At 61.4% G+C, this 24,851-nt stretch carries 24 protein-coding genes; 19 read left to right on the forward strand and 5 right to left on the reverse strand.

Features of this window, described 5'->3' with window-relative positions; genetic code table 11:
* Nucleotides 1-63 precede the first annotated feature (63 nt).
* The gene (gene purD / locus LQ788_RS03975; RefSeq protein WP_231445439.1) at nucleotides 64-2,334 is read right to left on the reverse strand and encodes a phosphoribosylamine--glycine ligase; all 2,271 of its coding nucleotides are present in this window, start codon (nucleotides 2,332-2,334) and stop codon (nucleotides 64-66) included.
* A gap of 33 nt (nucleotides 2,335-2,367) precedes the next feature.
* On the opposite strand from purD, the gene LQ788_RS03980 reads away from it, so the two are divergent.
* From LQ788_RS03980 to LQ788_RS03995, 4 genes are read left to right on the forward strand one after another with little or no spacing between them, the layout of a single operon-like run.
* Nucleotides 2,368-3,468 carry an asparaginase gene (locus LQ788_RS03980; protein WP_231445440.1) on the forward strand — a complete coding sequence of 367 codons (1,101 nt, stop codon included), beginning with the start codon at nucleotides 2,368-2,370 and terminating at the stop codon, nucleotides 3,466-3,468.
* A 15-nt stretch (nucleotides 3,469-3,483) separates the two neighbouring features.
* Nucleotides 3,484-3,885, forward strand: coding sequence for a sterol carrier family protein (locus LQ788_RS03985; protein WP_231445441.1), 402 nt, complete (start codon nucleotides 3,484-3,486; stop codon nucleotides 3,883-3,885).
* Entirely contained in the window at nucleotides 3,882-5,324 is a 1,443-nt protein-coding gene (locus LQ788_RS03990) for an aldehyde dehydrogenase family protein (protein ID WP_231445442.1), read from the forward strand. Before LQ788_RS03985 ends, LQ788_RS03990 begins: the two co-directional genes overlap by 4 nt.
* 38 nt (nucleotides 5,325-5,362) lie before the next feature.
* A complete protein-coding gene (locus LQ788_RS03995) occupies nucleotides 5,363-6,280 on the forward strand; it encodes a DMT family transporter (protein ID WP_231445444.1) in 918 nt (305 codons plus the stop codon).
* A 17-nt stretch (nucleotides 6,281-6,297) separates the two neighbouring features.
* Here LQ788_RS03995 and LQ788_RS04000 read toward each other — a convergent pair whose 3' ends face one another.
* On the reverse strand, nucleotides 6,298-7,278 hold the full coding sequence (locus tag LQ788_RS04000) for a universal stress protein (protein ID WP_231445445.1): 981 nt from the start codon (nucleotides 7,276-7,278) through the stop codon (nucleotides 6,298-6,300).
* Nucleotides 7,279-7,438: 160 nt separating this feature from the next.
* Between LQ788_RS04000 and LQ788_RS04005 the strand changes: the two genes are divergently transcribed.
* From LQ788_RS04005 to purM, 3 genes are read left to right on the forward strand one after another with little or no spacing between them, the layout of a single operon-like run.
* Nucleotides 7,439-7,921, forward strand: coding sequence for a hypothetical protein (locus tag LQ788_RS04005; protein ID WP_231445446.1), 483 nt, complete (start codon nucleotides 7,439-7,441; stop codon nucleotides 7,919-7,921).
* Between the two features lie 44 nt (nucleotides 7,922-7,965).
* Nucleotides 7,966-9,447: an amidophosphoribosyltransferase gene (purF, locus tag LQ788_RS04010; RefSeq protein ID WP_096158233.1), complete on the forward strand. Its 1,482-nt coding sequence runs from the start codon at nucleotides 7,966-7,968 to the stop codon at nucleotides 9,445-9,447.
* A 1-nt stretch (nucleotide 9,448) separates the two neighbouring features.
* Nucleotides 9,449-10,543, forward strand: coding sequence for a phosphoribosylformylglycinamidine cyclo-ligase (purM, locus tag LQ788_RS04015; protein ID WP_231445447.1), 1,095 nt, complete (start codon nucleotides 9,449-9,451; stop codon nucleotides 10,541-10,543).
* Between the two features lie 272 nt (nucleotides 10,544-10,815).
* Here purM and LQ788_RS04020 read toward each other — a convergent pair whose 3' ends face one another.
* Complete coding sequence (locus LQ788_RS04020; RefSeq protein WP_226833490.1) at nucleotides 10,816-11,067, reverse strand: DUF3073 domain-containing protein; 252 nt, start codon at nucleotides 11,065-11,067, stop codon at nucleotides 10,816-10,818.
* A gap of 104 nt (nucleotides 11,068-11,171) precedes the next feature.
* Between LQ788_RS04020 and LQ788_RS04025 the strand changes: the two genes are divergently transcribed.
* The 3 genes from LQ788_RS04025 (at nucleotide 11,172) to LQ788_RS04035 (ending at nucleotide 13,486) form a co-directional block, all read left to right on the forward strand.
* Entirely contained in the window at nucleotides 11,172-11,987 is an 816-nt protein-coding gene (locus tag LQ788_RS04025; protein WP_231445448.1) for a hypothetical protein, read from the forward strand.
* Nucleotides 11,988-12,080: 93 nt separating this feature from the next.
* Nucleotides 12,081-12,626 (forward strand): hypothetical protein, encoded by a 546-nt coding sequence (locus LQ788_RS04030; RefSeq protein WP_231445449.1) that lies wholly within the window; start codon nucleotides 12,081-12,083, stop codon nucleotides 12,624-12,626.
* A complete protein-coding gene (locus tag LQ788_RS04035; RefSeq protein WP_231445451.1) occupies nucleotides 12,623-13,486 on the forward strand; it encodes a hypothetical protein in 864 nt (287 codons plus the stop codon). The genes LQ788_RS04030 and LQ788_RS04035 overlap by 4 nt, the downstream gene beginning before the upstream one ends.
* An 18-nt stretch (nucleotides 13,487-13,504) precedes the next feature.
* Here LQ788_RS04035 and LQ788_RS04040 read toward each other — a convergent pair whose 3' ends face one another.
* Complete coding sequence (locus tag LQ788_RS04040) at nucleotides 13,505-14,392, reverse strand: LysR family transcriptional regulator (RefSeq protein WP_231445453.1); 888 nt, start codon at nucleotides 14,390-14,392, stop codon at nucleotides 13,505-13,507.
* Between the two features lie 90 nt (nucleotides 14,393-14,482).
* Here LQ788_RS04040 and LQ788_RS04045 point away from each other — a divergent pair, with 90 nt between their 5' ends.
* Nucleotides 14,483-15,427, forward strand: coding sequence for an EamA family transporter (locus LQ788_RS04045; protein WP_231445455.1), 945 nt, complete (start codon nucleotides 14,483-14,485; stop codon nucleotides 15,425-15,427).
* A 39-nt stretch (nucleotides 15,428-15,466) separates the two neighbouring features.
* Here the strand turns inward: LQ788_RS04045 and LQ788_RS04050 are convergent, their stop codons facing one another.
* Nucleotides 15,467-16,366 carry an AraC family transcriptional regulator gene (locus tag LQ788_RS04050; RefSeq protein WP_231445456.1) on the reverse strand — a complete coding sequence of 300 codons (900 nt, stop codon included), beginning with the start codon at nucleotides 16,364-16,366 and terminating at the stop codon, nucleotides 15,467-15,469.
* A 276-nt stretch (nucleotides 16,367-16,642) separates the two neighbouring features.
* On the opposite strand from LQ788_RS04050, the gene LQ788_RS04055 reads away from it, so the two are divergent.
* The 8 genes from LQ788_RS04055 to LQ788_RS04090 all read left to right on the forward strand — a co-directional run bounded on the left by LQ788_RS04055 (nucleotide 16,643) and on the right by LQ788_RS04090 (nucleotide 24,725).
* The gene (locus tag LQ788_RS04055) at nucleotides 16,643-17,824 is read left to right on the forward strand and encodes an aminotransferase-like domain-containing protein (protein WP_231445457.1); all 1,182 of its coding nucleotides are present in this window, start codon (nucleotides 16,643-16,645) and stop codon (nucleotides 17,822-17,824) included.
* Between the two features lie 158 nt (nucleotides 17,825-17,982).
* Nucleotides 17,983-19,014: an SIS domain-containing protein gene (locus LQ788_RS04060; protein ID WP_231445458.1), complete on the forward strand. Its 1,032-nt coding sequence runs from the start codon at nucleotides 17,983-17,985 to the stop codon at nucleotides 19,012-19,014.
* Nucleotides 19,014-19,844, forward strand: coding sequence for a PfkB family carbohydrate kinase (locus tag LQ788_RS04065; RefSeq protein WP_231445459.1), 831 nt, complete (start codon nucleotides 19,014-19,016; stop codon nucleotides 19,842-19,844). Before LQ788_RS04060 ends, LQ788_RS04065 begins: the two co-directional genes overlap by 1 nt.
* Before the next feature lie 49 nt (nucleotides 19,845-19,893).
* Complete coding sequence (locus LQ788_RS04070; protein WP_231445460.1) at nucleotides 19,894-20,796, forward strand: transporter substrate-binding domain-containing protein; 903 nt, start codon at nucleotides 19,894-19,896, stop codon at nucleotides 20,794-20,796.
* Nucleotides 20,797-20,960: 164 nt separating this feature from the next.
* A complete protein-coding gene (locus LQ788_RS04075) occupies nucleotides 20,961-21,731 on the forward strand; it encodes an amino acid ABC transporter permease (RefSeq protein WP_231445462.1) in 771 nt (256 codons plus the stop codon).
* On the forward strand, nucleotides 21,728-22,492 hold the full coding sequence (locus LQ788_RS04080) for an amino acid ABC transporter ATP-binding protein (protein WP_231445463.1): 765 nt from the start codon (nucleotides 21,728-21,730) through the stop codon (nucleotides 22,490-22,492). Before LQ788_RS04075 ends, LQ788_RS04080 begins: the two co-directional genes overlap by 4 nt.
* 5 nt (nucleotides 22,493-22,497) lie before the next feature.
* On the forward strand, nucleotides 22,498-23,574 hold the full coding sequence (locus LQ788_RS04085) for a hypothetical protein (protein WP_231445464.1): 1,077 nt from the start codon (nucleotides 22,498-22,500) through the stop codon (nucleotides 23,572-23,574).
* Nucleotides 23,575-23,648: 74 nt separating this feature from the next.
* Nucleotides 23,649-24,725 (forward strand): LacI family DNA-binding transcriptional regulator, encoded by a 1,077-nt coding sequence (locus LQ788_RS04090; RefSeq protein WP_231447310.1) that lies wholly within the window; start codon nucleotides 23,649-23,651, stop codon nucleotides 24,723-24,725.
* Nucleotides 24,726-24,851 lie beyond the last annotated feature (126 nt).

Below are 24,851 nucleotides of genomic sequence, written 5' to 3' on the forward strand. Positions count from 1 at the left end.
GTGCGGCGTTGTGTCGGTATCAGAGTTGTGTCGGTGTGAGAGCTGTTGTTGCTGTGCTCAGCCTCAGGCGGGGAACTTCTGGCCGGTGAGCTTCTCGAAGGCCTCGATATAGCGGGCCCGGGTCTTCTCGACCACCTCGGCGGGCAGTGCCGGCGGGGGAGTGTCCGAGGACTTGTCCCAGCCGGACTCCTTGGTCAGCCAGTCACGGACGAACTGCTTGTCGAAGCTCGCCTGCGCTTGGCCTGCCTCGTAGCTCTCGGCATCCCAGAAGCGTGAGGAATCCGGGGTGAGCACCTCGTCGCCGAGGACCATCGTCCCGTCGGGCAGGGTCCCGAACTCGAACTTCGTATCGGCGAGGATGATGCCGCGCTCGCGGGCGATGGCCTCGGCCCGCTGGTAGATCTCGATCGTCAGGTCACGGGCCTTCTCGGCCGCCTCGGCGCCGATGGTCTCCGTGATCTGAGCGAAGCTGACGTTCTCGTCATGGTCGCCCAGCTCCGCCTTGGTCGCGGGCGTGAAGATCGCGGGCTCCAGACGGTCGGCCTCGATGAGACCGGCCGGCAGCTGGATTCCGCACACGGATCCGGTGGCCTTGTAGTCGGCCATGCCGGAGCCGGTGAGGTAGCCACGGGCCACGCATTCGATGGGCAGCATCGACAGGTTCTTCACGATGAGGCCGCGCCCGGCCACTGCTTGAGGGACATCGGAGCTGATGACATGGTTGCCGATGACGTCGGAGAGCTGGTCGAACCACCACAGGCTCAGGCCGGTGAGCACCCTGCCCTTGTCGGGAATCTCCGAGTCCAGAACCCAGTCATAGGCGGAGATGCGATCCGAGGCGACCATGAGCAGCTGCTCGGCCGAGGCGGCATCGGCAGCCGTATCGGGGATGTAGAGGTCACGGACCTTGCCCGAGTAGACATGCGTCCAGCCCGGAAGCTCGGGAGCCTGGGAGTCGAGTCCAGTCGCTGCGGGGGCTGACTCTTCAGGGGCCGGGTAGAAGTCGGCCACGGCGATCTGCCCGCGGGCAGCCACCTCGGCGATGTCGGTGCGGTGCTGTTCGCCGTCCCATTTGACCTCGTCCACGGCGGCATAGGCCTTGGCCCGTGCCTCGTCGAGGCCATTGCCCAAGGAGACGACGGAGAGCACGCGGCCACCTGCGGTGACGATGTCTCCGGTCTCGGCGACGTCTTCGGAGATGACGGTGTCCTCGGGAGCGAACCCGGCGCCGGTATCGGTGGCGCGGGCGGTCCCCGCATGGAGGATGTGGACGTCGTCGAGGTCGTCGGCCGTGTTGAGTCCGCGGATGATGTCGCCCGTGCGGGGTGTGCTCGGGTAGTTCTCGGCGGCCATGACCACGGTCACCGAGGTGCGTGGATCCCAGTCGAGGTCACCGACCTCGTCGAGGCGACCCTCGGCGGCGGCGAGCATGGTCTGTCCCAGCGGGCTGCGCAGGCGGGCGAGTACGGATTGGGTCTCGGGATCGCCGAAGCGGACGTTGAACTCCACGACTCGCATGCCCTTCGAGGTCAGGGCGAGTCCGCAGTAGAGGAGGCCGACGAACGGGGTGCCGCGGCGGGTCATCTCATCGACGACAGGCTGGGCGACGGTGGTGATGATGTCATCGACGGTGCCGGCCGGGATCCAGGGGAGGGGTGAGTAGGCGCCCATGCCGCCGGTGTTGGGTCCGGTGTCACCGTCGCCGATGCGTTTGAAGTCCTGGGCCGGAGCCAGCGGCAATGTGTGCTGGCCGTCGCAGAGGACGAAGAGGGAGACCTCGGGGCCGTCGAGGTAGTCCTCGATGACGACCCGGTCGGAGACCTCGAGGCAGGAGCTGGCGTGGGTCAGAGCCTCGGCGCGATCCGAGGTCACGACGACGCCCTTGCCCGCTGCCAGACCATCGGCCTTGACCACGTAGGGGGCACCGAAATCGTCGAGGGCAGCGGCCGCCTCGTCGGGGGTGTAGGCGACCACGGCACGTGCTGTGGGCACGTTCGCGGACTCCATGATCTCCTTCGCAAACGCCTTCGACCCCTCGAGAACCGCGGCCTCGGAGCTGGGTCCGAAGACCGGGAACGAGGACTCACGCAGCGCGTCGGCGACCCCGGCGACCAGCGGTGCCTCGGGGCCGATGACGACGAGGTCGACGTCAAGCGTCTCCGCGAGTGCGGTGACTGCCACGGCGTCGTTCATATCGACGGCTTCGGTGTGCGCGATCGCAGCTATTCCCGGGTTGCCGGGTGCGGCGATGACGGCGTCGACCTGAGGGTCGCGACTGAGAGCAAGGACGAGGGCGTGTTCGCGGGAGCCCGAACCGATGACAAGAACCTTCACCCCACCAGACTATAAGGTCGTAGGCTTGAGTGCGTGACTCCTTCCACTTTCGTTTCCGCCGACGCCGCCGAGTTGGCCTCCGTCGAGCGCAGCGGGTTCGTCGAATCCCGCCACATCGGTTCCGCCGTCGTCCTCGACCCGGTTGGATCACCCCTGATCAGCCTCGGCGCACCGGAGGCCCCCGTGTTCACCCGATCGAGCCTCAAACCGCTGCAAGCGATCGCCGCGATGAGTCTCACAGAGCAGGTGACCGGCACCTGGGCGGCACTGGCGACCGCGTCCCACAAATGCGAGGCTGGCCACGCCGAGGCGGTTGCCGGGATGCTCGAATCCGCTGGCCTGAGCGTGGACGACCTCCGCTGTCCGTCTGCTCATCCCGCCGACGGTGCCTTCCGACGCAGCCTGCAGGAAGCCGGCACCGGCGACCCGAAATCGCGCCTGTACTTCAACTGCTCAGGCAAACATGCAGCGTTCCTCATGGCCGCCACCGCCATTGGGGCCGAGACCGCGACCTACCTTGAGCCCGCCCATCCGGTGCAGGCGACAATCGCCGAGGTGGTCGAGGCGTTCGCCGGTGAGACCCCGGCCGCGCTCGGCACCGACGGCTGCGGAGCTCCTGTCTTCGCCCTCAGCCTCACCGGCCTGGCGAGGGGAATCGGCCGCGTAGTGCAGTTGGGCTGCACAGAAGCCGACGCTGACTCGACGGGACCGGCAGACTCGGCGACCACCTCGGCGACGGAAGACTTTGCCTCCCATGCGCCCGAGGCTCGCACCCTCATGCAGGCGGTCTTCGCTGAGCCCTGGGCGATCGAAGGCCATGGCAGACCGAACACCACGGTCATCGAGCGCCTCGGAATCTTCGCCAAGGGCGGAGCCGAAGGCGTCATCGTCATGGCCACGAAGTCCGGGTATTCGGTGGCGCTGAAGTGCCTCGACGGGTCCTCACGGGCCACGGGGCTCGTGGCGCTGACCCTGCTGCGCAAGGCCGGAGCGATTCCACACATCAGCGACGACCTCCTCGGCGAGGTCATCACAGAGATCACCGAGTCCGTCACCGGCGGCACCGATTCCGAGGGGCGGACGGCAGTTGTCGGGCAGATCAACGTGGGTGAAGATATAGCGAGTATCAGGTAAGAGGGAGAGTCACTGATGGCGATTCGCAGAAGAATAGACCCTGACGAGGGCCGCAACGCACTCGAGATGTGGGTGGCCCATTCCGAGGCCGATGCGGCAACAGCGGACAGGTCGACCTTGGCCACCGCGGTGCGCTTCACTCTCGAGGAGCTCGCCTCACGGGCGGAGGGCAACAGCGTCGAGGTCCGCGTCCCACCCTTCGGCGTCACCCAGTGCATTCCCGGCCCCCGTCACACTCGCGGGACGCCGTCCAACGTCGTCGAAACCTCGGCGCAGGTGTGGTTGGAGATCGTGACCGGCAAGACCGAATTCTCCGCAGCACTGGCCGAAGGTGTCGTCGACGCCTCGGGTACCCGCGCGGACATCAGTGACTTCGTCCCGCTGTACACATCGGCAGAATTGGAAGGCCGGCGATGAACGCCCAGATCACCCAGACCACCTCATTCATCGGCGGACGCCACGTCCCCTCACTGACCACCTACGCCAACGTCGACCCGGCCACAGGGGAACACCTCGGCGATGTCTCCCGAGGCGGAGCCGACGAGGTCGACCGGGCGGTCAAAGCCGCGGCCCGGGCACAGCAGGAGTGGAAGCGCTCGAGCACCGAGCAGCGATCGAAGCTGCTGGTCGCCACCGCCGAGGTGATCCGCGCCAACCGCGATGAGATGGCCAGCCTCGAATCCGAGGACACGGGCAAACCCCTGACTCAGGCCTACGCCGACGTCGACGTCTGTGCCCGCTACTTCGAGTTCTACGGTCACACCATCGAGTCCTACTACGGGCACTCGATCCCCATGTCCGAGGACATGCACGTCTACACCCGCCGCGAACCCTACGGCGTGACCGGACACATCGTGGCCTGGAACTATCCGCTCCAGCTCATCGGCCGTGCCGCGGCGACCTCGCTGGCCACCGGCAACTGCGCCGTGGCCAAACCCGCCGATGAGACCCCACGCTCCACGGTCCGCCTGGCCGAACTCATCCATTCCGTGGGCTTCCCCGCCGGTGCGTTCAACGTGGTCACAGGCCTGGGCGCCGAGGCGGGGGCGGCGTTGGCCGCGCATCCGGGCATCGCGCACTTAGGCTTCGTCGGCTCGACCCAGACCGGTTCGCAGATCGCCCATGCCGCCGCCGATCGAGTCATCCCGACGGTGCTCGAGCTCGGTGGAAAGTCCGCGAACATCGTCTTCTCCGACGCCGATGTCGACGCCGCCATCCCGTCGTTGGTGCGCTCGATCATCCAGAACGCCGGTCAGACCTGCTCGGCCGGGTCCCGGCTCATCGTCGCCCAGGACATCCACGCCGAGGTGATCGAGAAGATGGCGGCCGCCATGGAGAAGGTGACCATCGGGTACGGCTCCGATGATCCGATGCTCGGGCCCCTGATCTCGACGAAGCAGCAGGCCCGCGTCGAAGGGTTCCTCTCCGACATCGGCAGCGCCCAGATCGTCACCGGAGGCACCCGCCCCGAGGGGCTCGCCGCCGACCTCGCCGGGGGTGCCTTCATCAGGCCGACGATCGTGGACAATGTCTCCCCGGGCTCGAAGATCGCGCAGGAAGAAGTCTTCGGACCAGTCGTCGTGGCCATGACCTTCGGCGATGAGGCAGAGGCGATCTCCCTGGCCAACGGCACCGACTACGGTCTGGTCTCGGCGCTGTGGACGCAGAACATCTCGCGCGCCCACCGGGTCGCCGCCGAGGTGGAGGCCGGGCAGATCTTCGTCAACACCTATGGTGCTGGCGGGGGAGTCGAACTGCCCTTCGGAGGGTTCAAGAAGTCCGGCTACGGCCGCGAGAAGTCCATCGAAGCCCTCGACGAGTACACGCAGACGAAGACCGTCGTCGTGAAGCTGTGAGGTCCTGACGCTGTGACGCGGTCTGGTCACGGTCTTCGATGACCCCTGCCGTCCTCGGGCTGGTGCTCTTCGCCTCGGTGGCCCATGCCCTGTGGAACATCGCCGCGAAGTCCGTCTCCGGCAAGGGCTACGCCTTCGTGCTGGCCTATCACGGACTCTCAGCGATCCTTCTGGCCCCGATCGCGATCTGGCTGCTCGCCTCAGGGACACATGAGTTCAGTCCGAGCCTGCTTGGAGCCGCTGCACTCAGCGCGATCTTCCACATCGCCTACTCGGTGTCCCTGCAGACCGGCTACGACCATGCGCCCCTGGGCGTCGTCTATCCCACGGCGCGCGGGGTCGGCCCGATCATCACGATCATCATCGCCGTGCTGTTCCTGGGGGAGCGGCCCACGGCACCGGAGACCATCGGCGCCTTCGTCGTCATCGCCGGGATCGCGGTCGTGACCGTGCGCCCGAAGCGAGTCGGCGGAGGTCAGGCGATCGGCGGAGGTCAAGCGACAAGCAGCCACGGCGTGGGGCGGGGTCTGGCCTGGGGTGGGCTGATCGGAACCTTCATCGCCTCGTACACGCTCTGGGATGACTTCTCCGTCAACCACATCACCGATTCACCGCTGCTCTACTTCGCCGTCTCCGAGGCCTGCGTCGCCATCATCATGGCCCTGGGCATTGTGACGATCCCCGGCGGGCCGTCACGGCGCGCGGATTTCAGGTCGATCGTGTCCGGACACAAACGAGCCTTGGTCACCGTCGCCATCCTCTCCCCGCTGGCGTACCTGCTCGTCCTCTTCGCCATGCAGCAGGCCCCGGTGTCCCTCGTCGCCCCTGTGCGAGAGACCTCGATCATCGTCGGCACACTGCTGGCCTGGTGGTTCTTCGGGGAGAAGAACATCGCCATGAAGCTCACCGGTGCCGTGGTCGTCGTGGCCGGCATCGGCCTCATCGCCCTCGGCTGAGTTCCTCTCGCGGAGCGTCAGCGCTTTCTCCCACCCTTTCGGCGGAGCACGCGGACCACGCGGGTGGGGCAGGCCGAGTGTGAGAGGACTGCCTGGGAAGTCGAGCCGAGGATGGTGGACGCGAAGCCGCCGCGGCCGCGAGAGCCGATGATCATGAGTTCGGCGGTGTAGGTGGCACTGATGAGCACCTCGGTGGCGGGGGCATCGAAGATCGACCAGCGGACCTCAACCTCGGGGAATTCCTCCGCCAGAGACTTCGCCGCCTCTTCGCGCGAGGTCACGGCCTCGTCGTACATCTTCTCCAGGTGTGTTTCGCTGGGCATCCACTCCGGCGAGAGCACATGGGCGGCGGTGATGCCGATCAGGTGCAGGGGCAGACCGTAGATCCGAGCCTGCACTGCTGCCTCTCGCAGGACGGGGCCGTCGCTTTCGAAGGGGTCGATCGCGGCGATGATCTCACCGGTGAAGTCCGGGCGCCTGTCGCCGGACTCGGCAGCGGTCGTCTGCGCGGAGGAGGAACGCACGGGCAGATCGATCGGCAGCGGCCTCTCCGGCAGCGGGCGCTCTGGCCAGGTGCTGGGGATGACCACGGTGGGGCAGTGTGCGTGGGCGGGCATCGCCAAGGCCACGGACCCGAGCAGGCGACCGGCGAATCCGCCGCGGCCGCGGGCGCCGATGACGGCGAGGTCGGCGTTCTTCGAGTTGTCGACCAGCGCTCCGGAGGCATCTCCGGGGGAGACCACGGTCGAGACCGGCACCGAGGCGTCGGTGACGGTTCTGGCGCTGTCGTCGACGAGCTGCTGGACCGATCGTTTGATTGCTACGTCGAAATCGGCTGGGTAGACGATGTCGGCCTGGCTCATGTTGACGCCGGGAACGGTGTAGGCCGCGACGAGGCGAATCTCGGAGGAGGTCAGCTGTGCATGCTTGATCGCCCACTGCAGCGCACATTGACTGTTGGCGGAGCCGTCAACTCCGACGATGATCGTATGAGACATGTCCACCCCTATGTGAGAAGTCCTACTGTGCCTGCCTCTACCTTATGGGATCAGTCGGATAACTGCCTGGGAATCGACGGAGGTGATCTCGACTAGACTGTCCGCGACGTGAAATGCGGGCACCTCTGACCCGCCACTGACACCGATGCCCGAGGAGATCATGAAGGACCAGATCGACGTCGCCGTTCGTCGCAGCCCCAAGTATTCGGTGTTCATGGGACTCGGTGCGATTCTCGGCGTTCTCGTCGCGGGTGCGCTCACCCTCTTCGTCGATCCCGAAGCGATCCCCACCGGCTACACCGTGGGCAAGGGAGCCGGCCTGCTGCTGCTCATTCTCGGCGTCGGCGGGCTGTTCCTCGGCGGACTGCTGGCACTGATCCTCGACTGGGCGGGCCGGCGGAAAGCACGCAAGTACCGCGTCGGCGCACAGATCGACATGGTCGATGATCCGAAGGAGATCGCGCGTCGTCGCATCGCTGAAGCCAACGGTGAGGATCCCGATGCCGGCGCTGAGGCAGCGCCGGATACCAACGCCGAGTCGTCACCCGATTCCAATGCAGAGTCGTCACCCGATTCCGTCGCCGAGGTGGAGGGCAGTGCCGATGACGAGCCCCGGAACGGGTCGTCGAGTACCGGAGTCTGAACATCCTGTGAAGGTGGGCTCAGTCATGTGAGACAATCTTTCACGTGGCAAGAGGAGACGGGCAACTAACGCACGAAATTGACCCCCTGGACCGCGGACCTCAGGATGCTTGCGGAGTATTCGGAGTCTGGGCACCAGGCGAGGAAATCGCCAAACTCACCTACTTCGGGCTCTACGCTCTGCAGCATCGTGGACAGGAGTCCGCGGGTATCGCTGCCAGCAACGGCAAGCAGATCCTGATCTACCGCGACATGGGCCTGGTCTCGCAGGTCTTCCACGAGCGGGATCTCGAACTTCTGCAGGGGCACATCGCGCTCGGGCATACGCGCTACTCGACGACGGGCTCGCCCTCGTTCGAGAACGCACAGCCGACGCTGGGGCCCACCCCGTTCGGGACAGTGGCATTGGCGCACAACGGCAACCTGACGAACTTCGATGAGCTCGAGGCGATGGCAGATGGTCGTCGTGATGACGCCGATCAGGTCGTCAAGGACGCGACGAAGAAGGTCAGCCGCACCCGACCCTTCCGTGACTCCTCCAATGACACCTCTTTGGTCACCGAGCTCTTCGCCACCGAAGAGGGCGAGAACCTCACCGAGGCTGCGCTCAATCTTCTGCCCAAGGTCGAAGGTGCGTTCTCGCTGGCGTTCATGGACGAGAACACGCTCTATGCCGCCCGTGATCGTCACGGTGTGCGGCCGCTGTCGCTGGGTCGGATGGAGAACGGCTGGGTCGTTGCCTCCGAAACCTCGGCTCTCGACATCGTCGGCGCCTCCTTCGTGCGTGACGTCGAGCCGGGTGAACTCATCGCCATCGACGAAGACGGTCTGCGTTCCTTCCGCTTCGCCGAGCAGGACCAGGCTCGCTGCGTCTTCGAATACGTGTATCTGGCTCGTCCCGACAGCGTGCTCAACGGCAAGACCGTGCACGCGGCCAGGACGCAGATGGGCCGACAGCTGGCCGACGAGTTTCCCGTCGATGCCGACCTCGTCATCGCCACCCCGGAATCGGGAACACCGGCGGCCGTCGGCTATGCCGAACAGTCCGGCATCCCCTTCGGGCAGGGGCTGATGAAGAACGCCTACGTCGGTCGCACCTTCATCCAACCCTCGGACACCCTGCGTCAGCGCGGCATCCGACTCAAACTCAATCCTCTGCGTGAGAACATCGAGGGCAAACGTCTCGTCGTCGTCGACGATTCGATCGTGCGCGGCAACACCCAACGTGCGCTCGTGCGGATGCTGCGTGAGGCCGGTGCGAAGGAGATCCACGTGCGCATCTCCTCCCCGCCGGTCAAGTGGCCCTGTTTCTACGGCATCGATTTCGCGACCCGGGCCGAGCTCATCGCCAACGGTCTGAACATGGACGAGATCCGCGACAACCTCGGCGCCGACTCCCTGGGATACATCTCCCTCGACGGCATGGTCGAGGCCACCCAGCAGGAGCGCAGCCAACTGTGCACCGCCTGCTTCTCGGGCGAATACCCGATTCCTGTCAACAACACCCCCGCCGAAAAAGGATGTTGAGTTGAGCACCGATCCAGCTAAGTCCACCACCTATGCCGCCGCCGGCGTCGACGTCGAGGCCGGTGACCGCGCCGTCGAAATGATGAAGTCCGCAGTTGCGGCCACGCACAACGCGAATGTCGTCGGAGAGGTGGGTGGTTTCGCCGGACTCTTCGACATCTCCGTGCTTAAGGACTTCGAGCGCCCGCTGTTGGCCTCATCGACCGATGGCGTGGGTACGAAGGTGGCCATTGCGCAGGCTCTCGACAAGCACGACACCATCGGATACGACCTGGTGGGAATGGTCGTCGATGACATCATCGTGTGCGGTGCCAAGCCTCTGTTCATGACCGACTACATCGCCTGCGGCAAGGTCGTGGCCGAGCGCATCGCCGACATCGTCCGGGGTATCGCCGAGGCGTGTGCCAGTGCCGATGTCGCCCTCGTCGGAGGAGAGACCGCGGAGCACCCGGGCCTGCTCGGCGTCGACGAATACGATGTCGCCGGTGCCGCCACCGGCGTCGTCGATGCGTCCAAGCTGCTGGGGCCGGAGAAGGTCTCAGCCGGTGACGTGCTCATCGGACTGCCGTCCTCGGGTATCCATTCCAACGGCTATTCCCTGGTCAGGCACATCATCGCCGAGGCGGGCTGGGGTCTGGATCGCGACGTGCCCGAATTCGGTCGCACCCTGGGTGAGGAACTCCTCGTTCCCACACACGTCTACACCGGTGAACTCAATGCCCTGTTCTCGGCTCTGCCCGATGCTGTGCACGCGGTCTCGCATGTCACCGGCGGGGGACTCTCGGCCAATGTGGCGCGCGTGCTGCCCAAGGGCCTCGTGGCGAAGATGTCGCGTTCCTCATGGGAGATTCCGCCGGTCTTCTCCACCCTCGGCGATCTCGGCGGCGTTCCGCAGGATGATCGTGAGCGGACCTGGAACCTCGGCGTCGGAATGGTCCTCGTGACCTCTGCTGACTCTGTCGACAGTGTCCTCGCCGCCAGCCCAGGCTCCTGGGTGCTCGGCGAGGTCAGCGTCGATGACGGTGCACTGGCCTCGGAACTCGACTACGTCCAGGGCGCCAAGGGCGTCGACGGCGGAGCCGCCATCCTCGGCTGAGGGTGCCGGGGGCGCTAAAACGTCCCGCCAGCTCCAAAACGCCTCGCCAGCGCTAAACCATCTCGTTAGCTCTAAGGCGCCCCGTTAGCTTTCTAAAACGCCCCGCCAACTCCAAAACGCCTCGTTGCAGAGGTTGTCTGTGGAACCGCCGGGGCGTGTAGGCCTAAGGCATTCGGGCAAAGCAGAAGGCGGAGGCCGTAGCCTCCGCCTTCTTGCTTGAGCGAACCCGAAGCTCAGATACTTTGAGCGTCGATCACATCAGTGCTGATCGGTCAAGATTCGCGCTGTGTATAGTCGTCTTCTTCGTCGTCATCGTCGACGTTGTACTTGTCGGCGTAATCCGAATAGTCCGGCTCGTCGTCGTACGGATCTGACGAACCGGACGCCTGCGACTCGGAACCCAGTTCCTGCTGGAGTCTATTCAGGTCGGTGTCCGGGCTGTAGTATTTCAGCTTCCGGGCAACCTTGATCTGCTTTGCCTTTGCGCGGCCGCGACCCACTGGCGTGACCCCCTCCGTCGTCATGTGGGGCGAAGCGCCCCGGACTAGATCTCTGCTATGCGCTTAAATCCTACCTGTTCGTACTGGGAAGTTCCATTTTGAAGCCCGACCTTGGATAGGCTGAACCCATGTCCTACAGTCGCGATTATGTCGTCACTCTGCGAATCTTCGAACCCACCGTGGTTCATTCCGCATTGCAAGACGACCAGGTGGAAGACAATCGTACCCGGGTCGAGGAGCTGGTCTCCGCCGACGCCGATCAGCGCTTGATCTCACTGCCGCCGAGCCCTGTAGCCGAATCGTTTCGCAACACCCCGATCTTCCTTCCAGCGTCTCAGACTTCGGACGGAGTGGACCGCTACTGCCCCGCTCAAGAGGACATTCGCGGGTGGGAGGCACTCGAGTCGCTGAGCGAGCACACCTCGAAGGCGACGCTGGACATCATCGCTCCGAAGTCCGCGCGCAGGAGGGCTGCCAGTCGTCGTGCCGAGTGGCTCCAGGATGCCAAGGACACTCGGGTCTTCACCCGGGTCTCGGCCTGGGATGTGCCGCCGTCATGGTGGCTGTTCTTCTCTCTGAGCGAAGACCAGATCATCACGAATGAAACTGATGCCGGGCTGAGAGTGCTCATTCGTACGGACATTCTGGCCGCCTCGGCGAGGATGGAATGGGCGGCGGAGACCGTGGCCGACAAATCCAAGGTGGTTGACATGGTCGAGCAGACCTCGATCTTGGCGCAGTGGGTTGACGGCTTCGATATGAATTCCGTGCTCGAACTCGATCTAGGTGGGATGAGCGATGTGCTCTGGCCCAATGAGGCCCCGGAGCTCGTCGATTCGTGGGTGACCGCGCTGTCCAATGACGACCCCGAAACCGCGGTCGCCTGCTTCCAGAAGTACGCGGCGATGTGGGAGCAGCTCAATCTCTACGCCCGCAGCTCCTGAGCTGAGCCGTTCAACTCCTGAGTCTCTGGTACGTGAGTGGCCGCTACGATAGTCTGCGTACCCGCGGCGTCGAGAGAATGAACCACACAGCGCATGGATGAGAAGAAGCGTCGACTCCTGACGAACAGAAAGCCGCCATCGGACACGGCCGGCGAGCCAGGGCCTGCAGACAGGCCAGCGACCGCCACGAAGCCGAAGCCGATGTCGACCTGGTCGATCATCTGGCGACTCGGCGCGACCGCGGTGGCCCTGATCATCCTGACCTGCGGGCAGTTCCTCAACACCAACGACTTCTTCCCGCTCGGGTCACTCACCCAGTACGCGACCGCCAAGGACCTCAACGGGACCGTGAACTCGACCTGTATCGAAGCGCAGTTCCCCGGCGAGGACGAACCACGCCGGCTCGGCTTCAACACGGACACCGTCGGGATCGAACGCGGCGACATCGAATCCCAGCTCGACCGGGTCATCGCCAACCCCGAACTGATGCAGACCATGGCCGACTCCTTTGAGCGCCTGCACCCGGACGAGCCGAAGCCGGAGGAGATGATCCTCTGCCGCACCGTGACCCAGCTGGAGAACGGCCGCAGCGTCGGCGAACCCGAACACAAGGTCCTGGCGACCTGGGAGGTGCAGTGAGCTACTCCACCACCGCCGAGGTGAAAGCCGGCAACCGTGTCATCGCCTGGTTCACGCCCCAGCTCCCGCTGGCTCGGGTCGCGGTATTCCGCGTCATCGTCTACATCTTCGTCATCATCGACGTGCTCACCATCTCCGCCGACGTCATCCCGCACGGCTGGACTCCCGAGCTCTATCAGCCCCTGTGGCTGGCCAGATTCCTCCACATCCCACCCGTCAGCGTCCTCGGCGCACAGATTCTGTTGGCCGCGATCATCGTCTTCTCACTGCTGGCGGCCGCCGGAATCCTCCAATGCATCAGCGGCTGGGCCGTGGCGATCACCTTCGGGCTGTGGATGTTCTACACGCAGGGCTACGGCTACGTCGCCCACGACCACATGGCACTCGTCATCGCCGCCGTGGTGCTGCCGACGGTCGGAATCGCACGGTTCCGCGATGTGGGAGCCACCTCGGCGAAGGCAGGGTGGGCACTGCGGGTCGTGCAGATCTCCGTCGTCCTCACCTACTTCTACTCGGTGGTGATGAAGTGGATCGCCTCGGGCAACATCACCCACTGGGCCAACGGGGCTGTGATCATCTGGGCGCTGATGCGCCGTGGTGCCGAATGGTCGAAGCCGTTCCTTGAGATGCCGGGCCTGCTCATCGCCGGGCAGTGGGCAACTCTCGTCTTCGAATTCCTCTCACCGATCGTGCTGTTCTTCAAGGGCAAGTGGCTCTACGGTGCCGTCATCTTCTTCATGCTCTTCCACCTCATGACCTACATCGCCCTGGGCATCCACTTCCTCCCGACCGTCATCTGCTGGGCGGCGTTCCTGCCCCTGGAGAAGCTCGTGCCGAAGCGGTTCGCGGCGACTCGCTGACCGGTCCGCAGTGACGCGCTAAGTGTCTTGCCGCAGGGCGTCGAGCACGCGTTTGACGGCTGCACGCTCGGCGGTGTCGGGGGCGATGACCGCCACAACCCAACGTGTGGTCGCGACCCCCGTCAACGGGAGAAGCGTGAGCCCGGCGCCCTTCGGGGTCGTGAATCGCGGCAGCAGGGCGACCTGGTCACTCGAGGACACGATCGCCTCGATGAGTCGGTTGTCCCGGATGCGCTGAGTGACCTCGAGCTCGCGTCCGGTGACATGTTCTATCGATGTCAGGATCGTGGCGAAGGGGAAGCCGTGAGGCACGCTGATCCACCGAGCATCGACGAGATCCTCCGGCGTCAGCTCGTCCCGTCCGGCCAGCGGGTGGGTATCTGCGACCGCGACGTCGATGGGTTCGGTCGCCAGGGACTCGACGCTCAGCCCGTTGGTCCCCGCGGGTCGTTCGGAGATGAGGCTGTGGGCGACGACGATGTCGACGTCGGAGGTCAGGCCCGCGAATTCGTGTTCGGCCAGGTCCACGTCGACGGTGCGCAGGGTGATCTTCGGGCTCGTCTCTCGCAGCTGCCGGAGCGCAGGGGGCACCAAGTAGGTCAGAGCGCTGGGAAGTCCGGCAATCCGGACTTCTCCGGAGGCCTCGCCGAGGTAGTCCTCCCAGTCCGCTTCCACGCGGGCAAGTGCCGAGGCCACGTCCCGTCCTCCGGCAGCCAGGAGTCGCCCGGCAGGCGTGAGCTTGAGACTGCGACCGGCAGGTTCGACGAGACGATGTCCGACCTCCCTGGTTGCTTGCTTGAGCTGCTGGGACACCGCCGAAGGCGTGCGGAACGTGGCTTCGGCGACAGCCGTGACGCTGCCGCGTTCGTCGAGTTGGCGCAGCAGTTCGAGGTGCCTGGGATCCATGCGCCCATGCTACAAGAATGAAGTTCAGCTACAAGGTCTGTGAAGAATAATTCGATTGTGTTAACAGTCAGTGCGCAGAACAATGGAGTCATGTCGTTCAAGCACTGTCTTCTCGCCGCCTCGGTGGCCGTCATGTGGGGGCTGAATTTCCTCGCAATCGATCTCTCCCTCGATCAGTTCCCGCCCTTCTTCCTCGTTGCCCTGCGCTTCGCCGTGCTCGCGCTACCCGCTCTGCTCTTCATCCCGAAGCCGGATGTGAAGTTCCGGTGGATCGTAGGCTATGGACTCGGCTTCGGTCTCCTGCAGTTCCTCTTCCTCTATTGGGCGATGGCGGCGGGTATGCCGGCAGGACTTGCTTCCCTCGTGCTTCAGGCCTCGGGGCCGTTCACGGTGCTGCTGGGAATGACGTTCCTGCGCGAGCGGGTCCGGGGATCGCAGATGGCTTTCCTCATGGTGGCCATGGCCGGCTTGGGTGTCGTCGGCTGGCAGCGCCTCGATTCGAGCGCGAGCTTCCTGCCGTTCCTCCTCACCCTCGCTGGCGGTCTGGGGTGGGCGATCGGCAACATATGCAACCGACAGGCCCACTCGGTCGAGCCGGTGAAATTCACGATGTGGATGTCCGTCATCCCGCCGGTGCCGATGCTCATCCTCTCACTCTTCGTCGAGGGCCCGAGCACGATCGGCCACTCTCTGACGACGCTGCTGACCCCGACCGGTTGGTTGGGCATCGCTGGCCTCGTCTACACGGTTGTCATCGCCACAATCCTCGGTTCCGGCATCTGGTCATGGTTGATGTCGCGCAATCCGGCCGGAGTCGTTGCTCCGTTCTCGATGCTGGTGCCGATCGTGGGCATGAGTGCCGCCTGGTTCTTCCTCGGCGAGACAGTGTCGTTCGGTGAGCTGTGCGGGGCGGCGCTCGTCATCATCGGCGTCCTCGGCGCGGGGATGCGGGCCGCGAAGGGACCGAAGATTCTCGCCGAGGTGGTTCCTACCGACGTCGAAGACGTGGCCGACGTCCCCGCGGGGACGCGGTGAGGACCGAGGCGTCCCCGCGGGGACGCCTCGGCAGATGGTTCATGCGCGTTCGACCGGCAACCACAGCTCGATGGTGGCTGTGCTGAGATCCGCCGCACGATCGAGGATCGAAACGATCGACGGACCGGGGCGCAGCTGCCACGGATTCGAAGGAAACCACTCACTTGCAGTGGCCGCCCAGGTCGACTGCAAGGCCTCAGGGTAGGAGCCAGAGGTCGTGAATACGACCCAGGTGCCGGCGTCGACGTTGATGACGTCCAGGTCCTCCGGCGCCGAGGTGGATGTCCCGACTGCGACTCCGTGCAGATAGGTGAGTTCGGTGCCTTCCCGGTAGTCCGGGTCGACATCGGCTGTGACCTGGAGCAGCCCGGTGGGCTCTGCTTCGCTGAGCGCCTTGAGTCGTGCGTGCTCATCAGTCGGCAATGCCTCTATGTGCTCGCGGATATGCGGATTCTCGCCCTCGTGGATGAGGGGCACTCGCTTGGCATGACCGATAAGCGAGAATGCCGGTTTGTCGGTGATTCGAGTGTCCATGGAAGAACTCCCTTCGATCGTCAGGCGGAACCTGATGGTTGATTGACTGCGAAGGGGGCCACCGCTGCGCCGAACCTCCGACGGCCCTGCGCCGTGGACCGCCCGGAACGCCCGGCCGAAAGCTTCCGTCGATCCGTAGCCGAAACGGATGGCGATGCCCAAAAGCCCGTGTCCGGCGACGACATCGGCAGCGGCCACAGTCATCCGGCGTCGCCGGATATAGACCGAAAGCGGCATTCCCGCCAATGACGAGAACATGCGCCGCAGGTGGTATTCGGTTGTGCCGAGGTTCCCCGCCAACTTCTCGATGTCGATCCCCGTCTCACCCTCGATCCCTGCGGAACCGGCGCAGTCTGCGAGATCCGATTCGATGAGGTCGATGAGCGTATTGAGTTCAGCGATCACGATGTCTCCCTTCACTCATCAATGCTTCCGCAGAGACGCGCCCCGTCGCCCGACAATTCCGGTTTGAATCAATCATGCGCTCATCTTTGAATCAATCATGCGCTCATCGTCGCCTGTCGTGACGTCCCCGCGGGGACGCGATCGCCAAACGGACACCCGTCACCACATGCGCGATTCGCGGATACGATCAGCTCATCACAACAAGTGATTGGCCGTACTCAGACAGAATGACCGCGCAGGCCAGCCGATTCGCCGCCAGTTCTCAAGGGAGAAGAAGTGTCATCGAAGTTCGCCGATCGCATCGCTCGGGTCCAGCCGTCCGCCATCCGTGAGCTGCTGAAATACGGTGATGACCCTGCGATCACGTCATTCGGCGGTGGCTACCCGGATCCGGGTCTTTTCCCCGTCGCAGAACTCCAGCAGGTCTTCGCCGACGTCCTCGCAAACGAAGGCGCGACGGCTCTCCAGTACACCGCCTCGGTGGGGCTGCCTGGACTGCGCGCGCAGATCGCCAAGCGCATGTCGAACCAGGGTGCGGCAACCGATGCCGACGACGTGCTCGTCCTGCAGGGAGCCCAGCAGGGGCTCGACATCGTGGCGAAACTCCTCATCAATCCCGGCGACGTCATCGTCACGGAGAACCCGACGTTCCTCGGTGCCCTCATCGCATTTAACCCCTGCCAGCCCGAGTACGCCGCCGTCGACATGGACTCCGAAGGCATGGACGTCGACGCCCTCGAAGCAACACTGCGGTCAACGGAGAACGTCAAGTTCATCTACGTCATCCCCGACTTCCAGAATCCGACGGGAGTCACGCTCAGCCTCGAGCGGCGCCGACGCCTGATCGAGCTGGCCAACGAATACGACGTCCTCATCCTCGAGGATTCGCCCTACCGCGAACTCCGGTTCGAAGGTCAGCAGCTGCCGACGCTGCGCTCGCTGGACACGGAGAACCGGGTCATCCACCTCGGCAGTTTCTCCAAGATCCTCGCCCCAGGCGTGCGCCTGGGGTGGGTGAGCGCGGCACCGGAGATCCTCGACAAACTGGGCCTGCTCAAGCTCGCTGCCGACACGCAGTCGTCGACCCTGAACATGACCGCCACGACCAGGTTCTTAGAGTCCTTCGACATCGACGCCCACATTGAACGCGCCCGTGCCGTCTACCGCGACAAGCGCGATCTCATGCTCTCGTCGATGGCCGAGCATTTCCCCGCCGAGGTGGCTGTGACCACTCCTGAAGGCGGGCTTTTCACCTGGGTGACCTTCCCCGAAGGCTTCGATGCGGAGGCGTTCATGGCCGAACATGCCCTGCCCGAAGCCGGAGTCGCCTACGTGCCCGGAGGTTCGTTCTTCCCGACCGAGCAGCGCAGCAACTATGCCCGGTTCAGTTACTCGGGTCAGTCTGACGAGGAGATGGTCGATGCCCTGACCCGGCTCGGTGCCATCCTGCGCGAGTAGCTCAAGGCTGATCGGACAGACTAATTGTGCGATCCACTTTAGAATTGCTCCAACATCTGAGATCGTTCTCAGATTATGTTGAATACCGTTGACATTCTCATGTTTGCTGCTTCACACTGAATGATACTGAGAACGATCTCACATTCAAAGGAGAAGTGATGACGAAGACTGTTCAGGCCCGTGGCGTCGTTGGAATGCAGGACACCGTGGTTGAAGATATCAGCGAGGTTGCCAGCGGTAAAACGTTGGATGATGTTGGCGCGTTCGCTAGGGCGAGTGTGGGCGAAAAGACCTCGGCAATCTACCTGCTAGGTTGCGGGGGGTCGCACTACATGTTCGGCGTCATTAAATATCTATTGGACGCCTCGCCAGTTCCCGTGGTTGCTATGAATTCTGCCGAATTCGCAGCAAGGTACCCGCGGGGCCTCGGGGAAAATGCGGTCGTGATCGCTTCATCCACTCATGGCACGACGTTAGAGACAGCGGAGGCTATCAAAATATCGAGGACATCAGGGTCTCCGGTGCTTTTGGTCTGCCAGAATAATGACAACGCTTGTGCCGAGAATGCCGAATTTGTTGTCAATCACAACGGTGTCGAGGCAAAGCAAGTCCTGCTCTGCGTCATCGCTTATGAGCTATTGGCCGCATTCGGCGTTACATCCGAATCGATTCCCACGCCAGCGGTTCTTGCAACCTACGGACGGGTGTTTCCTGAAGCAAATAGAATATGGGACCGGCAACTCGAAAGGATTGCCCAAGCTATCGCTAATACGTCTGACGCGACGTTCATTGTGGGAGCGGGCCCAAACGAAGGTGCCTCCGATACCTTGGCGGCTTGCTATTTAATGGAGATGCAGAATATAGTTGCGGTCGCCTCGGGTGCTAACGATTTTCTTCACGGGACACACGAGATGGTAAGCGAGAATACGAAGCTAATCATCTTCCTCGGCGAAGATTCTACTCGTTCAATCGCCGAAAGAGCCGCGGAATTTGGCCGCCGTTTCAGTGCGGACTCCCAAGTTCTCGACAGTGCTGATCTGCCGATGACTGGCGTTGATCCGGTTCATAGAGGAGTCGTCTCCGCACTACTCTACGCCAGCTCGGTCATCGCATTCCTCGCCAAAAAGGTCGAACGCATAACCGAGACGCCACTTATCACCCGCAAGTACATGTGGAAGATCGAATACTGATGACGGTAGTAGTCGTCGGTGACAACATCGTGGACGTGTTCGAGGATCTCGAGACTGCATCAGTCGGTGGCAATTGCCTCAATGTAGCGGTCAACTTGGAACGTTCAGGAATACCGACACGATACATCGGAAATGTCGGTGCTGATGAACTTGGAGCTGCTGTACTGGCTGAAGTGCAGTCAACCGGGCTGAGCGTCGAGCATGTGCAACGAATCCCCGATGGCTCGACTGGATACGCGATGATTCATCTCGTTGACGGAGATCGACAGTTTGGGGACTTCGATCGGGGCGCTGGCGTTGTTCGCATCGGCGATGAACAATGGAATGCCCTATCCGGCGCAGACCTTATTCACACAAGCTATTCCTCCGAATTGGAGGACGATGTTGAGCGGCTTAGTCGGATTGCGCCCCTGGCCTTCGATTTCGACTCCCATATCGATGATGACTACGCTCGCTCGCTATCTCCATATGTCACGCACGGCTTCTTCTCTGCGTCTGACCGGAACGAAGCGGAGATTGACCGACATGCCCAGGAACTCATCTCGGCAGGGATGAAGACGGTCACGATGACGCGCGCCGATCGTGGTGCACTGCACTACACCTTGGAAGGCAAATGGGCTACGGAAGCCGAGGGAATAGTAGCCGTAGACACGCTAGGGGCAGGCGACGCCTTCATCGCCGGCGTCTTGGCTGGCATTGTTGCCTCGTCTCCCGTTGAAGTCACGCTCCGAAAAGCCACAACGAGGGCCAGCACGGTCTGTACTACGGTCGGGTCGCTGGGACTTTACGTTGACCGGAGCCTGGTGAAACGGATAACTGCACGCCACTAGATGTTTAATCCGAAACTTAGCATTTTCATTGAATTACAAAGGAGTAGAAATGAAGAAGCGATTACTGGCATTACCAGCCATTTTGAGCCTGGGGCTACTCACCGCCTGTGGGGCTTCCTCTGCTGACGAGGCTCAGAAGAGTGAAGATGCTTCGCCGGGTGCTTCAGTCTCGGCTGAAAAAGATGAAGCTGTCGCTGGCAGCGTTCCGGATGAATTCGCCGAAGGGGTCAACGTCGCGGTCTACAACGATTGGGCGCCAGAAGAGTACGTTGAAAATGGGGAATTCAAAGGATGGTCCGTCCAACTTGCTCAAATTTGGTCACAGAAAATGGATGTTGAATTTTCTCTCAGCGGAAGCGGATTCGATTCCATCGTTCCAGGGCTGGATAACGGTCGTTATGACATGGCCGTAGCGAGCCTCGGTGTCACAGATGAACGCTTGAAGACCCTAGATTTTGTTCCGATGCAGGAAGAGGGAACCTCGTTCGCTTGGTCTAAAAACAACCCTGACAAGGCGGTAAAGGAGACTAAGGATGCTTGTGGAAAGACTATCGCGGTCCTTACTGGAGCCTGGGAGTATGACTATCTGACGTCGCACAACGAGGAATTGTGTGGTGCCGATCGGATGGAGATCCAGCAGTTCAAAGACCAGCCCTCGGCAGAACTTGCAGTGACTTCTAACCGCGTCGATCTGGTGGCGGCAGGTTCGGGGAAACTCGGATATGCGGCTAAGCAGTCGGGCAGCCTCGAAGTAGGCGATTTCATCGTAGACGCGGTATACAACGGTGTGGGAGTTCCGAAAGGTAGCCCATTAGGACCGATTCTGCGGGATGCTATGCAGTCGGCTATCGACGACGGAACATATGGAGAGCTCCGCCGTGACTGGGGTGCCAACGAAGAAGGCGATCTCAAGGAAGCAGTCCTGATCACAGAAAACAACCCGAACGGGTGAAAATTATGTCTACATCAACAACTATACGCGGACGGCAAGCTCCGAAGCTGGCGACTTCGGACACGAAAGTCCACCACCTTAAGCATCCCAGTTGGTGGATAGGTGGAGCGGTAGTCGTTCTACTTATCGCTGCATTCCTCAATTTGCTGTTCACGAATCAGAATATGAAATGGGATGTCGTTGGCGAATATCTCTTCGACTCGGAGATCCTGCGTGGTCTCTGGGTAACTATCCAGTTGACGGCTTTAGCCATGGTCATCGGGCTGGCTCTGGGTGTGATGCTTGCGATCATGCGGCTCAGCCGCAACCCACTTTTTTCAGCAGTATCGTGGATCTGGATCTGGTTCTTCCGAGGGGTGCCTCCTCTCGTGCAGATGATCTTCTGGTTTAACCTCGCTACTTTGATACCCCAGGTGAAAATTGGGGTCCCATTTACAGAACTGAACTTGGCAGCGTGGGACATGAACACGCTAATGACTTCGTTCTCGGCGGCAATCCTGGGTCTAGCTCTGACGGAAAGTGCTTATGCCGCGGAAATGATCCGAGCAGGGATTATGGCAGTACCCCAGGGTCAGGTGGAGGCAGCGTCGGCATTAGGAATTCCCTCGTATAAGGTCATGCTTAGGATAATCCTTCCCCAAGCTCTGCGCATCGTGATCCCGCCGATCGGCAATGATCTGATCTCGATGTTGAAATTTACATCGCTAGTCAGTGTCCTGGCGACACCGGATCTGCTTTACAGCGCGCAGATGATCTATTCGCGAACCTACCAGACGATTCCACTGTTGCTCGTGGCGACGCTGTGGTATTTGGTTCTGACCACGATTTTCACAATGGCTCAGCAAATGGTCGAGCGAAAGATTCATGACCGACCAATACTCAATGTCGAACGATTGAAGTTTCTTCCATTCGGTCCAAGAAAGGTCGTGTCATGACGTGGCCATTGCTCAAAGCAGATAACATCCATAAGAGTTTCAGCTCGAACCATGTTCTGCGGGGTGTGGATCTTGAAGTCAACATGGGTGAGGTCCAATGCGTGATCGGTCCTTCCGGGTCAGGGAAAAGTACCCTGTTGCGATGCCTCAACCTGCTCGAACGACCTGATGAGGGATACGTATATTTGGGCGGCGAGCCAGTGGGTTATTCGTGGACCGGGGATGACCTGCGTGAAATGAAGCCGGCCGCACTGGCCGGCCAGCGTGAACGAATGGGGATGGTATTCCAGAGTTTCAACCTATTCGGGCATCTGAACGTGCTGGAGAATATTACGCTAGCACCCCGCCTTATCAATGGAACCAAAGAGTCGCTAGCAAACGAAGAAGCCCGTGCGCTTTTGGCGACGGTCGGTTTGGCAGACAAAGCGGAACATAAGCCCGCGCAGCTCTCGGGAGGACAACAGCAACGAGTTGCGATAGCCAGGGCTCTAGCGATGCGTCCTGAAGTGATGCTTTTTGATGAGCCAACGTCGGCGTTAGACCCGGAATTGGTCGGTGAGGTTCTCGATGTTATGCGAAAACTCGTCGATGACGGAATGACGATGGTGATCGTTACTCATGAAATGACGTTTGCTCAAGAAGTGGCAGATAAAGTCGTGTTTATGGATGGCGGCATGATTGTCGAGTCTGGAACACCGTCTGAAGTTTTCAGGCAAAGCACCCACCCGCGTACTGCGGCTTTCCTCGCAAGGGTTTTGTGATCTCCATGCTTAAAGTGATTGGGTACGAGGAATGCTTCGATGCGATTTCTGTCGAAAACAATGTCGATCTGCTTGACCGTGCAGCTGTTATGTCACGTCTTCCATCGAAGATAAGCGGCGTCGGAGGGGGCGAGGAAGGAAGATTATCCTCAACGCTGCCATCAGCGCAGTTCTCTGCTTTCGCGGACGATTCGCTTCTGTTCGGTCACATGGGGTTCATTCCAAGCCTCGGCATGTGTGTGAAAACTGGGATGCAGGTACCTGGCAATTCGGCGTGCGGTCTCGACACAGTACAGGCAGCAGTGTTGTTGTTTGACGAAAACACTGGTGTCCCACAGGCATTGATCGATGGCCGAGCCATTACAGTCATGCGAACTGCAGGTGCCTTGATAGCAGGGGTCAGGGAAGTGCTGGATTACTCGAAAGTCACGAACACTCGAGGTGGAGCCGTGCAGCCTCCTCGAGTTGCTGTAGTCGGGTACGGAGCTCAAGGCAGGTATATAGCTAGGCTTGCACGTGAAGTACTGCATGCGGACACGATCAAGGCGTTTAACCGTTCCACGGAGACTCCTGAAGAGGGCGTGGAAATGGTGAGCACCATCGCTGAGGCGGTCGCCGACGCTGATGTTATCGCGTGCGCGACATCAAGCGCTGAGCCCGTGCTATTTCTCGCTGATGTCAGAAAAGGACAGATACTCCGCGGACGTGAAGACGTTGTCATCGCCTCTCTCAATTCTCATGAGCCGGACAAAGCCGAGATAGATCCGCAGATTATCGGCGCATCGGCAAGCGTGCATCTGGATGTCGATGATCCTATGAAGTTTGGCCCTATCGCTCAGTGGAAATCGGGACAGACACAACCGTCACACGAAACGGCGCACGCCAATTTCCAGAGAAAGATTTTGGGCGAGCGTTCAGAAGAAGTCGACGAGGCCCACGACTATTTTGGCCAACGAGGAATTCGAACCCTATTTATCGGCGGTCACGGCCTTCAAGATTCGCTGCTGGCGTGGAGTGTGCTACTTGGCTGGTCTGCCGTCGAGACGACGACTGGTCGGTACACTGACGCTGAGGGACGCTGAAGAAGTGCCTTTGCGTCTCGCCGTGGCGAATCGATTTGTGCAAAGCTACATTAGCGAAGGTGGTCGTGTCGAAAATGAAACGTAAAAGCGCGACCATCAAGGATGTAGCGCAAGCGGCAGGAGTGTCGCGCGCCTCGGCCGCTAGAGTACTGGGGGGCTACGGATACACGAGCGGTTCAGTTCGGGACGTAGTCATGAAAGCCGCTGCGGATTTAAACTACGCTCCAAGCCGCATGGCCAAAGCAATGCGAAATGGCCGCTCGCAACTTATCGGATTCGTCTGCGCAGACATCACTGATGGTTTGTTCTCGGAAGCACTCGGTGGAATCTGCAGAGTTGCAGATCCTGCAGGTTACCAGGTTGTCGTGTTTAACAGCACTGACTGTTTGAGTAACGAAATTGAGGGAATTGCAACCCTCTTGTCACATGGCGTTGAGGGCTTGATCGTGTCCCCCGTGATCGTCTCTCACTCAGACCATCTCAACGAGGCTGTCCAGTCGGTGCCAACAGTCTGCTTAGATCGAGTTCCCGCTGGAATTTCTGGTGTTGTGTCCGACAATGAAGAAGCAGGAAGGCAGGCCGCGGCACGGCTTTTGCAGAAGGGTCATCAACAGATCGGCCTCGTGGCTTCGGTACAGTCGGAAGAGCCGATCGAATTTTCGACCGAGGATGCGAGGATTGAAGTTCTTGGAGCAAACCGTCCTTCAGTCCTCCGCGTGCGCGGTTTTGTGGAATACATGCAGGAGTTCGGGCAGGACATTGACCTCAATCAAATCTGTCTGAATCCACATCGAGCTGAAAATACATTGGAACTTGTTACCAGCTGGCTGGATGAACATTCCGAATTCACCGCGATACTTGCAGCGGACTCGTACCAAGCGAGACACGTCTATAGGGCGCTGCTAGAAAGAAACAAGAAGATTCCCGATGAAGTGTCTGTCTTGGTATTCAGCGATGACGAGTGGACTGAATTCGTCGCTCCTGAAATCGACACAGTCAGTCTTGATGGATCAGAAATGGGAGTACGAGCGGCCGAGATGCTTCTCGAAAGTATCGCGGGGCACAGTGGTAGTGCGCGGCAAGAAACGATTCCGACAACTTATCGGAAGGGTGCCAGCATTGCATCTTTGGTACGACCCACGGTGAAATGAATGCAACCGAAGGAGTTCCGGTCCCGGCGTGTACCGGCCGTCGTTCAACTGTAGATGAGTCGATTGTTATGCGGCGTCTCGTTCGCCCTCGCAGCCCGTCATTATTAAGCAAAAATTTCGACGTAT

Source organism: Brevibacterium zhoupengii (assembly GCF_021117425.1).
Taxonomy (GTDB): Bacteria; Actinomycetota; Actinomycetes; order Actinomycetales; family Brevibacteriaceae; genus Brevibacterium; species Brevibacterium zhoupengii.

Excerpts from the sequence above, each read along its gene's own strand:
- LQ788_RS04075 (WP_231445462.1), top strand. The coding sequence starts at position 20,961 with ATGAAATGGGATGTCGTTGGCGAATATCTCTTCGACTCGGAGATCCTG.
- LQ788_RS03995 (WP_231445444.1), top strand. The coding sequence starts at position 5,363 with ATGACCCCTGCCGTCCTCGGGCTGGTGCTCTTCGCCTCGGTGGCCCAT.
- LQ788_RS04005 (WP_231445446.1), top strand. The coding sequence starts at position 7,439 with ATGAAGGACCAGATCGACGTCGCCGTTCGTCGCAGCCCCAAGTATTCG.
- LQ788_RS04090 (WP_231447310.1), top strand. The coding sequence starts at position 23,649 with ATGAAACGTAAAAGCGCGACCATCAAGGATGTAGCGCAAGCGGCAGGA.
- LQ788_RS04070 (WP_231445460.1), top strand. The coding sequence starts at position 19,894 with ATGAAGAAGCGATTACTGGCATTACCAGCCATTTTGAGCCTGGGGCTA.
- LQ788_RS04025 (WP_231445448.1), top strand. The coding sequence starts at position 11,172 with ATGTCCTACAGTCGCGATTATGTCGTCACTCTGCGAATCTTCGAACCC.
- LQ788_RS04045 (WP_231445455.1), top strand. The coding sequence starts at position 14,483 with ATGTCGTTCAAGCACTGTCTTCTCGCCGCCTCGGTGGCCGTCATGTGG.
- LQ788_RS04020 (WP_226833490.1), bottom strand. The coding sequence starts at position 11,067 with ATGACGACGGAGGGGGTCACGCCAGTGGGTCGCGGCCGCGCAAAGGCA.
- LQ788_RS04085 (WP_231445464.1), top strand. The coding sequence starts at position 22,498 with ATGCTTAAAGTGATTGGGTACGAGGAATGCTTCGATGCGATTTCTGTC.
- LQ788_RS04060 (WP_231445458.1), top strand. The coding sequence starts at position 17,983 with ATGACGAAGACTGTTCAGGCCCGTGGCGTCGTTGGAATGCAGGACACC.
- LQ788_RS04040 (WP_231445453.1), bottom strand. The coding sequence starts at position 14,392 with ATGGATCCCAGGCACCTCGAACTGCTGCGCCAACTCGACGAACGCGGC.
- LQ788_RS03985 (WP_231445441.1), top strand. The coding sequence starts at position 3,484 with ATGGCGATTCGCAGAAGAATAGACCCTGACGAGGGCCGCAACGCACTC.
- LQ788_RS04065 (WP_231445459.1), top strand. The coding sequence starts at position 19,014 with ATGACGGTAGTAGTCGTCGGTGACAACATCGTGGACGTGTTCGAGGAT.
- LQ788_RS04000 (WP_231445445.1), bottom strand. The coding sequence starts at position 7,278 with ATGTCTCATACGATCATCGTCGGAGTTGACGGCTCCGCCAACAGTCAA.
- LQ788_RS04030 (WP_231445449.1), top strand. The coding sequence starts at position 12,081 with ATGGATGAGAAGAAGCGTCGACTCCTGACGAACAGAAAGCCGCCATCG.
- LQ788_RS03990 (WP_231445442.1), top strand. The coding sequence starts at position 3,882 with ATGAACGCCCAGATCACCCAGACCACCTCATTCATCGGCGGACGCCAC.
- LQ788_RS04080 (WP_231445463.1), top strand. The coding sequence starts at position 21,728 with ATGACGTGGCCATTGCTCAAAGCAGATAACATCCATAAGAGTTTCAGC.